The organism is Paenibacillus solisilvae (assembly GCF_042656405.1).
In the GTDB taxonomy this organism is placed as follows: Bacteria; Bacillota; Bacilli; order Paenibacillales; family Paenibacillaceae; genus Paenibacillus_Z; species Paenibacillus_Z solisilvae.
In genome coordinates, this window is sequence record NZ_JBHSOW010000024.1 from 67,432 (window position 1) to 82,386 (window position 14,955).

The window sequence follows — 14,955 nt, forward strand, 5'->3', positions numbered from 1 at the left end:
AAATTCCTCCTTGGGATATCGTGCTTAGTTTTCCGGATAGGCTAATGCTTTTTTGAAGCTTGTCTTGACTTGCTGACCCGAATGAAGGTCCTTGACTAAATCACGCGGTTGAAAGGACCGGATGGGACCATAGCCCGTTAAATCAATGGATACTTCGGCATAATGCCCGAGCACCATGACCTGTTTGATCACACCGGCTAAGCCTCGATCCTCTCTCCCATGAATCAACACATCTTCAGGTCGGATGGCCACCCTTACGTTACCCGATAGATCTTTTGAGTTTGGAAACCTACATTCGCCTACGGTTACCTGATTGCCGGCAATCACCCCTCTCAAAAAGTTCATTTTGCCGATAAACTGCGAAACAAAAAGCGTACGCGGCTCATCGTAAATTTCTTGCGGGGAAGCAATTTGTTCGATATTCCCTTGATTCATGACGACAATGCGGTCCGAAATCGAGAGCGCCTCTTCCTGATCATGCGTCACAAACACCATCGTAAGGCCGGTCTCGGCTTGAATTTCTCTCAGCTCCTCCCTCATCTCGTGCCGGAGCTTGGCATCGAGTGCGGAGAAAGGTTCGTCCAGCAAAAGAACGGCAGGCTTCAGGAGCAAAGATCTTGCTACCGCTACGCGCTGCTGCTGTCCGCCTGAGAGCTCCCCCGGATATTTGCGCTCTGCCCCAGGTAAGCGAACCAGCTCCAGCACATCCTCTATTGCCTTATCGATTTCGGCCTTTTTCGTCTTGCGTATTTTGAGACCGAATGCCAGGTTGTCAAAAACCGTCATATGCGGCCATAGATTGTAGCCCTGAAACACCATGGAGGTCGGACGTTTTTCCGGAGGCGCTTTAAGCACGCTTTTCCCCTCAATGAGGATTTCGCCTGAATCCGGGTCGAGAAACCCTCCGATGCTGCGAAGGACCGTTGTTTTACCGCAGCCTGATGGGCCAAGCAGCGTGATTAACTCCCCCTTGCGAACATCGAGGGAGATACCGGTTACGCCTTCTCCTGTCTGGTAACGTTTCGTCAATTGCTGAATGGAAAGCTGAATGTCCATAAGTGCCTCCTTAATTGGCTAATCGTTCTGTCATTATTTGAGCTGGAAGCCGCTGGACATAATATCTGCGCTCACAAAACGCTGCGCAGCCAACAGCAGAATGATGGTCGGAGCTGTCAGGATAATGGAAAATACAGCACCCGCATAAGCCGGATAATCGCTGATGATCGAGTACATGACGACCGGCATCGTTTTGTAATTAGGAATTCCTACCATAAAGGTGCCCTGCGCTTCATCAAGCGAGTTCAAGAATGTAAAGATCGAAGCTACAATAATACCGGGCATTGCCATCGGCAGAGTAATGCTGCGGAACACCCGCAGCGGGCTTGCCCCCACATCCCTCGCCGATTCCTCCTGAGCTTTATGTACATTGCGGAAAGCAGCCGTTGGGATCCAGGTCATGAACATGAGTACATTGATCATATGGATCAATACGACCCCGAGCAAAGTATTCATCAGTCCGAGCTTGTAGAAGAGCACGGCTATCGATACATACAGCCCCATTTTCGGGAAGGCATGTGTCAGGAGAAACGAGAACAAGAAGAAGCGGCTCAGCGGAAAACGGATGCGGGCAAACGCATAGGCGGCCGGAATACAAAGCACAATGGATAGAGCCGTCACGATGGCTGCAATCATAAAGGACAGGCTGATCGATTGCGCAATATCCTCCTGCTTGAATACAAACATCCACCATTTCAGCGACCATTGATGCGGCAGGACATCCGGATATTTCCAATTCCCGGTAAAAGCAAGTATGGCGAGATTGAGCAGCGGACCTAAGAAAAAGATGACGAACACAACGAGTATGATAAATTCAATGATTTTCCGTGAGCCTACTGCATTTAAATACCAGCGCATACGTCTTTAGACACTCCTATTCATGGGCATTTATTTAGTTGACTGGCGGACAATCAATTTGGGCATTAGCTGCTTGGGGTTCTCAATGTTCTTCTCCTGCCGGATGAGCTTGTCCAGCAGGTTAATGGCTTGTGTCCCCATTTCCTCGGTATCCACTTTGATCGTTGTCAATGAGGGTGAGAACATGGCAGCGAAATCGATATCATCAAATCCGACAACGGCAATTTGTTCAGGGATTCTTACTGACTGCTCCAGCATAAATTTCATAGCGCCAAGTGCAATCATATCGTTGGTGGCGAACATCGCCGTATATCCGCCTGCGCTGAATTGTTCCCAATCACTGCTCATCAGCTCATATCCCTCTCCGAAGGTGGAAGTTGATGCAAACCTAATTGCACCGGGTGGGATCGGAACTCCGATTTGCGCCAGGTAATTTGTGAATCCCTTAAGCCTCAAATTGTGGCTGCGATGCGTCTGCGGTCCGGCGATTACGAATATGCGCCGGTGCCCTGCATCTGTCAGATGCTCGGCGGCCATCCGTCCGCCTTCTTCGTCTTGATTGACAATGTGGATGACCCCGTCAACTTCCGTCGAGCCATTAACCATCAAGTACGGCACCCCGAAGTTAGTAATGTAATCAATGACGTTCTGCTGCAATCTGCTGATTAATATTAGTCCATCCACCCTTTTTTCCATCATAAAATCGGCGGAGCGCAGTGACATTTCATGATCCGTCGTAACGAAAACAGAATAGTTCAAGCTTGCGGCAGTCATCAAAATGGCATCGAGAATTTTGCCGTAAAAAGGATGGGACGCTATCGGATGATGCCGGCGATAAATAAGTACGCCGATGTTGTACGTTCTTTGAGACACCATCGCCCTAGCCACTGCATTAGGCTTGTATTGCAATTCTTCAATCAGCTGGAGCACCTTATCGCGCACCTCCAAGCTGGAGTATCCTTTTCCGGAAATCACTCGTGAAACGGTTGATTTGGATACACCGGCCCGCAGCGCGATTTCTTTAATTGTGAGGTCCATGCCGCACTCCCTTTCCTGCATGTGGGATCGTTTCCACACGATGTGAGACCGTTCCCACACACCTATAATAATTCTGAATTGTTCCAGCCACGTTAATCACAAAATAAAGAATTGTAAAGAAGCAATGAGAGCTAACTCCGGCAAACTCGCAAAACAGAAGGGGGGATTAAGTATTTTTTAAATTGGTCAATTGTCCTTTTATGAATGATGGGAGTGTTGTTTAATTCATGGTGACGGGAGCGGCTGCGTTATAGCAAACCCCGATGTCGCTTCTGCGGTCTAACAGCGACGATCTTCGTCTGATGGATTGGCTTGATAAGAAAATGCTGCCCGCGGAAGCGAACATGACGGAAGAGGACATTTAATGGGGTTCTATGCTCAGCATTGCACAACCTTTGCCGATATGTATATTCATATGGATCACATTTCCAGGGCCGTTAGCTACTCAGTCATTCGCGCCTCTCTCTGCCGCGGACTGGTCTTTCAATAAGCGTACACAAAAAAGCTGCCGAGACTTGCTCGACAGCCTTTCATTGTATCAATCTGCAATAATCCGTCTTACATTTTTAATTCTAATTGCACGTTGTATAGATTCGCATAGGTGCCATCCAATGCGATTAGCTCTTCATGCGTTCCTTGTTCTTCAATCCCGTTATCCGTTAATACAACAATTCGCTGCGCATTTCGGACTGTTGACAAACGATGGGCTATGACAAGGGTTGTGCGGTTGTCGGTTAGCTTCTCCAATGAATCTTGAACGGCCCTTTCACTTTCATTATCCAGAGCACTTGTCGCTTCATCAAAAATGATAACAGGCGGATTTTTCAAGAAAACGCGTGCAATGCTTAGCCTTTGCTTTTGCCCTCCGGATAATTTGACGCCACGTTGACCAATATCCGTATCGTACCCCTCCGGTAACTGTATGATAAAATCATGGGCATTCGCCTTTTTGGCTGCTTCAATGATTTCTTCCTTGCTTGCATCAATTCTACCGTAACGGATATTGTCTGCGACTGTTCCGGCAAACAAATACACATCTTGCTGGACAATGCCTATGTTACTTCTTAAGGATCGTAAGCTAATATCTCTGATATTCTTACCATCGAGAAGGATCTCCCCTTGGTTTGCTTCATAAAAGCGAGGGATTAAAGAACATAGCGTTGTTTTACCGACGCCTGAAGTCCCCACAAATGCAACATATTCTCCGACTTTTATATCCAGAGATACGTTCTTCAGAACATCGTCATAATCTTCTTTATACTTGAAGCTCACATCTATAAATTCCACATTGCCCTGAACGTGTGAAAGCTCAATTGCATCTGCTGAGTCTTGTATATCCGGCTCGAGCTCCATAATATCCATGAACCGGGCAAAGCTTGTAACTCCTTCTTGATACAGTCTGGCGAAATTAACCAATCGCTGAATGGGCTCGATGAGGATACCGATACATAATAAAAAAGTCAGCAAATCAGCTAAATCCAAAGAAGCATGAACAATAGCAGCTCCGCCGAAGATGATAACGGCAATGGTAATGAGCTGTGTGAACGCAATTAACCCTTCATGAAAGTAAGTCTCACTTTTATAGCTCTCTCTTCTGCTGTGAATAAAACGGTTGTTTTCGTAAGCGAACTTCTCTTTTTCGATCTGTTCGTTTGTAAATGACTTTACCACTCTGATGCCTGAAAGGGTATCTTCAACTTGTGCGTTGATATCGCCGATTCTATCCTTGCTTGTTCTTAACGCAATATTCATCTTCTTATTAAAATAGAACGCGAAAACAGCCATGATTGGTAAAAAGAGAAAGACGATCAAGGTCAGCTTAACGTTAATATTGATTAATATGATAAATGCACCGACAAACTTTATTAATGAGATGGCGATATCTTCAGGACCATGATGATAGAGTTCAGAAAGCGACAGCGAATCATTTGTGATCCGGGTCATTAACTGACCTGTTTTTTGTTCATCATAAAAACGAAATGATAGTTTTTGATAATGTTCAAATAAATCACTGCGCATATCGCTTTCCATCATAGCTCCCATCATATGCCCCTGATAGGAAATAAACATGTTGCAAAAAGTATGAACGGCAACCAATGCAAACATGACAGCGCCCATCATATAAATTTGGTTGAGCGAATTGGGCGTATTTCCCTCTAATACATTTTTAGTGATGTATCTTATACACAATGGGAGTACCAGTGTAATAACTGATACAACAAACGCACATGCCATATCTGCATAAAACAATCCTAAATAGGGTTTGTAATAGGATATAAACTTCTTAAATCGGGAATTCAAATCTATTCTCCTCCATTATTTTGGAGGGTTTATCTTATAGCTGCCCTCCAAATGATATTCATTTTTCTTTTTATTTTTAGTGTTTTTTTCATTTTTAACATCCTTTCTCTTGTCTTTTATTATATCGCAGTTAAAACCTGCGGTATAAGCAATAGCATTGCCTATATCCTGATTTTACCACAGGATATAATCATCGGACACATCTTTCTCCATCTTCTATGGACCAATTACTGCCTTTTTGAATCCAAGAAAATCCTCATTAGATTAAGCAATCTTAGAGGTCCCGCTAATAATAAAGCAGGCTGCTTCTGCAGCCTGCTCGATTAAATAGGAAGTATGAAAGTTGAGGTACAGATAACCGGCACTAGCGCACAGTCTAATCGTGAGCCGCTGCCTGTCAATCGTCGTTCCTCTTGCCTTTGTCCTTGTTTCCGTGCTTGCGGTCTTGCGATCGATCCTCGTCTTTCTTATCGCGGTCTTTATCGGACTTACCGTGATCTTTATTGGAATTATCGCTGTCTTTATCGGACTTAGACTTCTTCTCCTCTTTCTCACCGTCTTTAGATTTATCCTGTTTCTTCCCCGAAATGCCTGGAGCTTTAGGGAAAGCGATGACCGGTTCGCCTTTAAGCGCTTCGCTCATTAGCTCCTGGAAGACGGCTGCCGCAGCCTTCGATGTCGTCGTTAAATAATGGTTCCCATCCGTATGGTCGTAACCAAGCCAAACGGCTCCGACAAGCTGAGGCGTATAACCGACAAACCAGTTGTCTTTGGCCCCCTCCCCCCCGGTACCCGGCATTTCCGTTGTTCCCGTCTTACCGGCGACCGGGCGATCCTCAAGTGCAGCCGCCTCTCCCGTACCTTCCCGAACAACACCTTCAAGCACAGACGTCATCGTGCGGGCCACTGACGGTTCCGTCGTTTTTTTCCCTGTATTCTCAGCAGCTTCCGCCAATATCTCACCGTCTGCGGATTCAATACGGATAATCGAATGCGCCGGCATTCGAGTCCCGTCATTTGCAAACACGCCGAATGCTTCGGCCATATCCAGTGGCGAAACACCCTCCTGCAGACCGCCTAGCGCCAGGCCGAGTGTACGGTCCGCATCCGTAAGCTCAATTCCGAATCGATTTGATGCATCCATGCCGGCATCGATACCGATTTCATTCAGTATTTTAACAGCCGGCACATTGTAGGAATGTACGATCGCATCATAGATCGATACATCTCCATGGTACGCCCCTCCGGCATTCTTCGGTTGATAGCCTCCGAAATCGACCGGCTCATCCAAGATATGATCATCGGGACTATAGCCTTGCTCAAATGCCGGCGTATATACCGAGATCGGCTTCATCGTGGAACCGGGCTGACGTTTCAGCTGCACCGCGCGGTTAAATCCGCGAAACGGCTGCTTGCCCCGCCCGCCAATAAGCGCTTTGATTCCGCCGTCACGCGGATCGACAAGAACAGCGCCGCTTTGGATGAGCTGATCCGCTTTGCTTTCAGGAAACAATGATTCCTGCGCGTAAACACGTTCGGCAGCCTGCTGCATTTTCGTATCGAGCGTCGTGTAGATTCGCAGTCCGCCATGCAGCACTTCATTCTCTGTCAATCCGTATAGGTCAGATGCTTCACGAATGATCTGATCTACGTAATAAGGGTATTTGAAGGCATTTTCGCCGCTTGGCTTGGAGCTGCGCAGTTTGATTGGTGCACGGATTGCCGAATCATACATGCTTGCGCTTATTTTTCCTTGTTCCTTCATAAGCTGAAGCGCAACATTGCGGCGTTCCTTGGCTTTATCCAGATGCTTGAGAGGAGAAAGCGCAGAAGGCGCTCTGATGATACCTGCCAGCATAGCCGACTCCGAAAGCGTCAGCTGATTAACCTTTTTGCCGAAGTAGGTTTCCGCTGCCCGCTTGATTCCCCAAGCTCCTTCTCCGAAATAAATTTGATTGAGATACTTTTCAATGATTTGCTTCTTATCGTAATTTTCCTCGATTTTTTTGGCCAGCAGAACTTCGTTCCATTTCCGTGACCACGTTCGCTCTTGGGATAGAAAGACGTTTTTAGCCAGCTGCTGCGTAATTGTACTCGCACCCTGTACCGTTTTATCATTCACAAGGTTGGTAACGAGCGCACGTCCGATCCCCCAAATATCCGTCCCGTCATGCTCGAAGAATCGTTTATCCTCCACAGCTACCACTGCATCTACCAGGTGCTTCGGCAAGGTGTCATAGCTCACGGCCTCGTAGGTATTCAGCGAAATCCGGCTCGCTTCCTTCTCTTGCTGATCATATATAATCGTTGCTGCAGGCAGCGGCTTCGCGAGCAGGGAAATATCCTGCCTTGCAACCATCATGCCAAATACAGCCCAACCTGCGGCGACGAACAGGATTCCCGCCAGAACAACGGTAATGATGACCTTTTTCCACGCTATTCGTTTCTTTGATTTCTCTTTGATGATCGGTTTCATACAACTGCCTCCAAGCTCTTCCTATCAATCTACACACTCAGTACAGTTAATATTTCGCAGAGGAAACCGATTTTTAGTGCGTTCGGCCCAAATTAATCTGATTCCGGCTTGAAAATGGTCAATGAAGATTTGAATATCTCCGTTCATATCCGCAAACAATGTAACTAACTTTAACCAAGGAGGCCACAATTATGAATACGCAGCGAGCTCAAGAGATAGCCGAATCATCGACCATGGTCGATGTGACTTATAATGGAGCACCGATCTATATCCAACATGTTGACCCCAATAACGAAACGGCTAGAATTTACCCACTCGATCAACCGGAGAACGAAGAAAATGTACCTCTCAGCAGTTTAATGGAGAGTACTCCATTCACATCGGAGGGTATACATATGAACTGTGCGACTAACCGCGATTGAATCGATTGAATGGTTGTTTTAATCTTGCGAAAATGAAAATGGAGCTGCCGCGGCAGCTCCTTCATCGTTATATCCACGATTCTTACTTCTCATTCCGGTCTTTATCCAAAATGACGACTTCGGTGAACGTACCTGCCGTTCTATCCTCGTTTAACCAGTTGGGTTCAAATAATGTTCGTCCCCATTACCCCATTACCATAAGTGTGGCCATTAGAACGGTCGTTTCTTCCTCGTTCGGAGCACGGTTACTGGAAACATGAATAAACTGCTCATGAAAATTCGTCCAGTTGGCTGCTTCCATGAGTTTTTTTGTGTCGCGGAAGAAATAGTTGCTAATTACCGTTTAATTGAAGCTCAGCAATCGAATATAGTACGGCCCGGCCACTTATCGTTACCCGTTCACCGACAAGCCTGCAATACAGGGTCCTCATTGACATTTAATTTATTGTATGCCATCAAATACATAATTGTATGACATGCAATTATGATTTAAATCAAGGAAAGTCGATCATCGGCTTCATTTTCCAACAGTGCTCTGATGATTTTAACCGCTTCTCTTAATTGCTTGGTATTTTCCGTTGCTGTAATTGCCAGTCTTACACCGCTCTGAGGCATTGCGGTCCCTACAGCAAACCGCTCCGATCCGTAAACCTGCACCCCGGCTTGATAGGCGCGCAGCTCAAAATCTTTGCCCGTTGTATAATCAGGAAGAATTAGCCACCTGAAGCTGCTTTCAGGTGCTCCCAACATCTCGTAATCACCCAAATATGGTTTAATAACCTCGTTTCGTTCCCTCGAATAAGCACGACGTTTATCTAAAATGGTATCCGCAATGCCGTTATTGATGATCCGCGCAGAGAATTCCGTCATCATCGGCGGCACAGATATATTCATATTATATAGAGCGGCTGACAGCTTCTTCTTGAATGCCTCCGGCGTTACGATATAGGCAAGTCTCAGCCCCGGAGAAATGACCTTCGAGACACTGCATACATAAAGCACCTTTTCTGGGGCAAAGGCGGCAATAGGAGCCGGAGGATTCTCATGAAGCAGGCTGTGAATGGCATCCTCAATCACGATCAAATCTTCCTTAACGGCAACCTCGGCAATCATTCTTCTTGTTTCAGCAGACATGGTATGTGTAGTGGGGTTATGGAAGTCGGGGATCAGATACAGCCCTTTAATATTTTCATTCTTGCATGCGTAAAGCAGCCCTTCTTGCGTAATTTCGTTATTGGCATGATGGATCGCCACAAGTTGAATCCCCAGCATACTGGCTGCAGTCTTAATGCCCGGGTACGTGAGAGGATCCGTGCCGATTTTATCGCCTGGCTTGAATAGCCCAGCAAGAATAGCCATTATTGCGTTCTGCCCACCGCTTGCCAAGAGGATCTGCTGCGGCTCTGTTTCGAAGTTCGCTTTTCCAATCAGCTTAACGGCGGCTTCCTTCTGCCAGATGCTTCCCTCCGGGTGTCCGTACCCAAACAGGTCGCCAAAACCGGGCTCCAAAACCATCTTCTTCATATGGCTTGCAATCTCATTATTCAACGTATGCTCAGGAAATATTGAACCAAGCTCGATCACACCAGGCAGGTTGTGATTCGGCAATAGCATTTTATTGACACCCACATCAGAAGATACGAACGTTCCTCTCCCTACCGTTGCACCGATCAGTCCCTTTTGCTCACAGATCTTAAACGCTTTTGATATCGTACTCAAATTAACATCGAGAAAATCAGCCAATTCCCTTTGGGGAGGCAGTTTAGTCCCCGGGGATAATAATCCCTCCTTAATATCCTTTTCGAGCATCTCGGCAATGGATACATAGAGGGGGGCAGTTAAATGGTTCATATCCGGCTTCCAACTCATGGGATAATTATCAAACGAATTGAATGGCATACGATCACCCTTCATCATTAATGTACGCCAAACAAGTATAATATTGTATGGTTTGGATGGCAATTATCCCCTCGGAAACGTCTGCGAGACTCTAGATATTCAAGAAAATGAGAAAATTTTTATTGGCGGAGCTGGTATTCACTATGCCATGATAAGTTATCCCCTGCCATAAGAATATGATCGAGCCGGTAGCGATCAAACAATGACAGGCGGCGGGATATCATAGAGCCGTACGGCTTCTCCGGTTGGAGCGGCTTTTGTGCGCGCGGTTAGCGCGATTTCCCATAGGAAATAGGGCTCGCTATCCATGAAAAATTTAGGTCTGGATATATATACGAGAACCATCTTATCTAAATAAGTAGATTTCGCTAGTACCGACGAAGCAGCGATCAAGAAGCGATTCAAGACATAGCAAATCAAAGGCGTGAAAGTCGTTATTGCAACAGTGGAATCGGACTCAGCAGGGTCTGGTCTGTAGAACAAAGAAAGAGGGATTCCGATGAAATGGCTCCAAGTAGAACGCTCTACAAGCTTGAGTGGAAATGTGAAAATTCCAGGCTCCAAAAATAGCTCATTAGCTTTATTGGCGGCCTCCTGTTTATCGGATGAGCCGGTAAGATTAGCAGGCATACCTGAGATCGCAGACTTTGGAGTCATATGCAAAATTGCGGAGGAAATGGACATCCGTATGCTCCGCGAGTCATCTGGTGATGTTTTTATTGATCCAAGCCATGTAAGACAAGCCTCGATTGATCCGTTGAAAGCGTCTATGTTTCGAACCGCTTATTATTTTGTCGGGGCGTTGCTAGCCAAGTGCGGAAAAGTTACTTTGGGTTATCCTGGCGGCGATGATTTCGTGAGTCGGCCTATCGATCAGCATATTAAGGCACTCAAAGCTATGGGGGCTGACTTTCACTTTCACCAAGATTATTATGAGGTGGCGGTGAAGGAATTAAGAGGCGCGGATATATATTTTGATATGATTACGTCAGGCGCGACCATCAATATTATGTTGGCAGCCGTTCGAGCAAAGGGAACAACGGTATTGCGTAATGCCGCGCAGGATCCGGAGGTCGTCGATACCGCCAATTTATTGAATCAGATGGGAGCCAAAATCAGCGGAGCCGGAACGGACACCATTCGAATTGAAGGTGTGCGCCACCTAAGAGGCTGTTCGTATACTGTGATACCGGACCGTCTAATTGCGGGAGCATTCTTAATTGCAGCAGGTGTAACCGGCGGAACCATCACGGTCGAAGATGTAATTCCAGAGCATCTAGGCGCTTGTATTGCCAAATTAAACGAAATTGGTTTGCAAATTGAGCTCAGTGCCAATAACCAATCGATAACGGCTTTTTCAACAGGCAAATTAAAAGCAACAAGGGTCCGAACAGCCATGTATCCAGGATTTGCTACCGATTTGCAGCAGCCGTTAACGGCTTTGCTAACACAAGCACCCGGAAAAAGCATCATCAGCGACAGGGTTTATCCCAAACGATTCAATCATGTCCTCCAATTAAGAAGAATGGGGGCTGATATAGATCTTCGCTCGGGTACCGCCTTTATCAAAGGCGGTGTTCCACTGCATGGCAATCTGGTTCATGCGACCGATATTCGTGCTGGTATTTGTCTTCTGCTCGCAGGCTTAGCCGCGGAAGGCGTTACGAAGATTACCGGTGTTCAGCATATTGAAAGAGGCTATGAGAACATCGTCGCAACCTTCCGATCATTAGGGGCGAAGATCGAAATCATCGATTCTAATGAGGGTAATATGGAGATGCTGCATGCGTCGAGTGTAACTCCATCCTAATTAGACATCCATCGCATCCAGGTGAAAAGCTGCGCCTGCGAGTATGGAGCTATTGTACATTTGTTACATTAGCTTTTGGGTATTCCGTCTTAGATTATGAAGGTCAACAATTGCTTAGCGTGGCGTTTCATATCCTCTGTGCGTTGCCTGAAAGCGCAGTAGGCGATATGGTCGAGGCCGATGTGGATAAGGCAGCAGAGAAGACGCTCTTCCATCTGTGCGGGCCGGCCCCCGTGCTTGTCCCAGTGGCGGTCCAGAATTTCCTCTAAGTCAATCTCCTGCCATTTCGGATACCAAGGCCACCAGTAAAGAAACCAAGCGTTGTCGTAGAGAGGATCACCATAGAACGCATTCCCCCAGTCGATTACCCCGGTTAGCCTCCCTCCGTCCACCAGTACGTTTCGGTTCAAGAGGTCGTTGTGGACGATTCCTCGGTACTCCGGAAGCTGCGGTGCGAGCTGACGCAGCTTTTCTATTCCGGCATCGAAGACCCGTGCCTCCTGAGGCGAGGCGTCAAGTCGCTCGCGCCAGCCCGCTAGTCGATCCCGGGGCTCAGCCACAGAGAGAAGGACGGACCCCCAGCTTGGACCAGTCCCATCTGGACGCCAAATGCCAACTCTCTGTGTGTCTGTGAGGTCAAGTTTCTGAAGTTCATAGAGAGCGTCGAACAATTGCGGCAGAACAAGTCGTATCTCAGGCCCGTTCAGCTCATCGAGATGCTTGCCCGAAACTCGCTCGGATACGGCGTAGAAGCCGCCCTCCGTCTCGCCAACCTCAAGAACCCTAGGAATTGGAAGTGTGTCCGAGGAAAAATTACCCATCACACGATCCTTCTCAAAGTCGTCCAGATAGGCACCGAAGCGGATAACCCTTTCATGCCCTTCGAGCATGAAGGAATAGGCTTTCGACCAATCGCCGGCAGCGAGAGGCATAAGATTTTTGACATGTTCACCGAAGCGGGCCTTCACAAAACGGTACGCCGTTTGCATAAAATCCTCCATAGTGGAGCCTCCTAGTTTGCTGAATGACGTACCGGGCGGTTCATTATTGTATGGCCTCCGATCTATAAATGAACCACCGTTACCAAGGCCTCGGCTTGTTGCCCCATCATACGCTTCCCGATCGTAATGTCGGCGGCGATTCGCGCTCGTTTGATCGCTGTGCCAGTGGGAGCCGTCACATGAAATCGGATTGTTCCGATTTCATGCGGGTTTAGCTCAAGCTGCTGCTCTTCTGCTTCAAACTCCAAACCTGCAGTAGCGATCATTTGGACGATGACCTTTTCCCTACTGGGCAATGGATTTAACACTTCTACTGTAATTTCGGCCGTCTCCCCGCCATTTATCTCGATCTGGTAAGGATTGATCCAACCGCAGAAGCCTTCGGCTCCCATATCGATCGTCTCAGTGGGAAGCAGTGCATCGTGGAGTTTCTTCAAGCTTTCCCCATCGCGAGCAAGCTTGTCCAAGTAGTCATCTGTCACTTGAAGAGGATCCCAGTGTCCGGAAATGATGACATCGGGATTAAGTTTGCGGTAGAGCTCAGCGCTTAGAATAAAATCATGGGAACGGAATTTGTTCTTATAGACATAATTGTTCAGGTATCCATCATCGCCTTGTTGATCTCCGATAGCTACAATTCGCTTTCCATCCACTTCAAATGCAATAGCGACGGCATACAGCGTATGCCCTGGCTGCTCGTATAACCGAAACTCGTATTCTTCCCACACGATAGGCACTTCGAGCGGCAGCTTGCGATCAACCGGAATTGGATCGTACCAGATGCATGGAACGTCATAGTCCGAAGGGTTTTCGAGAAGATCGGCAAAACTTTCTGCTACCCATGTCTTGGTGCCTTCAACATCCCGCAATAGATTAAAACCGGCAATATGATCGTCATGATAATGAGTTGGCATGACAACGTCGATCTGGGTGAGATTATAGCGCTTCTTTAACTGTTCGATGGGTCTTATTGACGGACGACGTGAGGAGCGATCCGTGCCTGCATAGAAAGTTTGATGGAAATTGGGGTACCCATAGTCGATTATAAGCGCCTTGCCGCTTTCCGATATGAGTGCATAGGAATTGGCAAAGGAGCGGTTATTCCATACCAAATGAGGTGTAATTTCCACATATTCGGGTTCTAGGATTTGCTCGATGATCGAGTATTCATTACGCAATTGGAGCAGCTGCTTCAAGTTGCTTATCAGAGGATCGAACGCTGAAGCGGGGTTATTCATCACTTCCCCGTGCGATGGCAGCAGCATGTGAAGTTCCATCCCACGTAGATCCGACACGGATAATAGGGTGCTTATGACACCATCGCTGCCGTTATAGGTCCACTGTGTTGCGGACATGGACCAGACCTTGCCGGGGGCGGCAATCAAATCGCCTGTGAATGCGATCCTTTTGCCATCCACCTCCGTAACAATCGAAACTGAACCGATCGTATGTCCAGGCGTAGGTACAATTGTAAACGTACGTCCTCCAAAAATGTGCACAGAATGGTCCTTAAGCGTACCGTCTATCGGAACCGGTTCAAGTATAGAGAATTTATCCTGACGAACGTTATAATTGTTATAAATTTCGCGTCCATACCAGTGAAGATCGACGTTCGAAAACAGATCCTGCTCATGATGCGGCACCCATAGTCTCGCTCCTGCCGCGATCGCTTTGTCTAATTGCTGGCCTTGATCCCGATGATGATGGGTCATGAGGATGTCGGTTACTTGCTCTACGCCGATGGATCTAAGGTCATCCAAAATGGCTCCTGATCCGAAATCAATGAGTATGGCCTCTGGACCATTTTTGATAACGTAAACCATGCAAGTATCTTCATGTTGAAATAAATGTTCTGTGAGTTTTCTCAGCACAACATCTGCTCCTTCACCGTCAATTATGATTCGTTTATTAACAACATTACTTATCCTAGGACTTCTTGTATAAATTCACCATAATCGTTTGATATCCTTTTACGTTTTCGAATGAATTCCAAGTTGTCCGTTCATAAAAATATAGAGGGGCATAGACGAGGCCACTGAAAAAGTCCAAATCTTATAAACAGGATACCTTACCTCCACTTCGAGGGAGGGTATC

The 14,955-nt window shown here is 46.9% G+C and carries 9 protein-coding genes and 2 pseudogenes; 3 read left to right on the forward strand and 8 right to left on the reverse strand.

Features of this window, described 5'->3' with window-relative positions:
- Positions 1-24 precede the first annotated feature (24 nt).
- The 3 genes from ACFPYJ_RS06805 to ACFPYJ_RS06815 are packed head-to-tail and all read right to left on the reverse strand — an operon-like array spanning position 25 to position 2,973.
- On the reverse strand, positions 25-1,056 hold the full coding sequence (locus tag ACFPYJ_RS06805; protein WP_379187331.1) for an ABC transporter ATP-binding protein: 1,032 nt from the start codon (positions 1,054-1,056) through the stop codon (positions 25-27).
- A gap of 33 nt (positions 1,057-1,089) precedes the next feature.
- On the reverse strand, positions 1,090-1,914 hold the full coding sequence (locus tag ACFPYJ_RS06810; RefSeq protein WP_379187332.1) for an ABC transporter permease: 825 nt from the start codon (positions 1,912-1,914) through the stop codon (positions 1,090-1,092).
- A 30-nt stretch (positions 1,915-1,944) separates the two neighbouring features.
- Positions 1,945-2,973, reverse strand: a complete 1,029-nt coding sequence (locus ACFPYJ_RS06815; protein WP_379187334.1) for a LacI family DNA-binding transcriptional regulator — start codon at positions 2,971-2,973, stop codon at positions 1,945-1,947.
- A 236-nt stretch (positions 2,974-3,209) separates the two neighbouring features.
- Between ACFPYJ_RS06815 and ACFPYJ_RS06820 the strand changes: the two are divergent.
- Positions 3,210-3,436, forward strand: a pseudogene (locus ACFPYJ_RS06820) (N-ethylammeline chlorohydrolase); the annotation flags it as partial.
- Positions 3,437-3,510: 74 nt separating this feature from the next.
- Here the strand turns inward: ACFPYJ_RS06820 and ACFPYJ_RS06825 are convergent.
- Both ACFPYJ_RS06825 and ACFPYJ_RS06830 read right to left on the reverse strand, forming a co-directional pair.
- The gene (locus tag ACFPYJ_RS06825) at positions 3,511-5,253 is read right to left on the reverse strand and encodes an ABC transporter ATP-binding protein (protein WP_379187335.1); all 1,743 of its coding nucleotides are present in this window, start codon (positions 5,251-5,253) and stop codon (positions 3,511-3,513) included.
- A 397-nt stretch (positions 5,254-5,650) separates the two neighbouring features.
- Positions 5,651-7,729, reverse strand: a complete 2,079-nt coding sequence (locus ACFPYJ_RS06830) for a transglycosylase domain-containing protein (RefSeq protein WP_379187336.1) — start codon at positions 7,727-7,729, stop codon at positions 5,651-5,653.
- Positions 7,730-7,920: 191 nt separating this feature from the next.
- On the opposite strand from ACFPYJ_RS06830, the pseudogene ACFPYJ_RS06835 reads away from it, so the two are divergent.
- A pseudogene (locus tag ACFPYJ_RS06835) lies at positions 7,921-8,094 on the forward strand (small acid-soluble spore protein H); the annotation flags it as partial.
- A 546-nt stretch (positions 8,095-8,640) separates the two neighbouring features.
- Here ACFPYJ_RS06835 and ACFPYJ_RS06840 read toward each other — a convergent pair.
- Positions 8,641-10,050: an aminotransferase-like domain-containing protein gene (locus ACFPYJ_RS06840; protein ID WP_379187337.1), complete on the reverse strand. Its 1,410-nt coding sequence runs from the start codon at positions 10,048-10,050 to the stop codon at positions 8,641-8,643.
- Between the two features lie 499 nt (positions 10,051-10,549).
- Here ACFPYJ_RS06840 and murA point away from each other — a divergent pair, with 499 nt between their 5' ends.
- Positions 10,550-11,860 (forward strand): UDP-N-acetylglucosamine 1-carboxyvinyltransferase, encoded by a 1,311-nt coding sequence (gene murA / locus ACFPYJ_RS06845; protein ID WP_379187338.1) that lies wholly within the window; start codon positions 10,550-10,552, stop codon positions 11,858-11,860.
- A gap of 89 nt (positions 11,861-11,949) precedes the next feature.
- On the opposite strand, the gene ACFPYJ_RS06850 is transcribed toward murA, so the two are convergent.
- Both ACFPYJ_RS06850 and ACFPYJ_RS06855 read right to left on the reverse strand, forming a co-directional pair.
- The gene (locus ACFPYJ_RS06850; RefSeq protein ID WP_379187339.1) at positions 11,950-12,861 is read right to left on the reverse strand and encodes a phosphotransferase family protein; all 912 of its coding nucleotides are present in this window, start codon (positions 12,859-12,861) and stop codon (positions 11,950-11,952) included.
- 62 nt (positions 12,862-12,923) lie between these two features.
- On the reverse strand, positions 12,924-14,732 hold the full coding sequence (locus tag ACFPYJ_RS06855; protein ID WP_379187340.1) for an MBL fold metallo-hydrolase: 1,809 nt from the start codon (positions 14,730-14,732) through the stop codon (positions 12,924-12,926).
- Positions 14,733-14,955 lie beyond the last annotated feature (223 nt).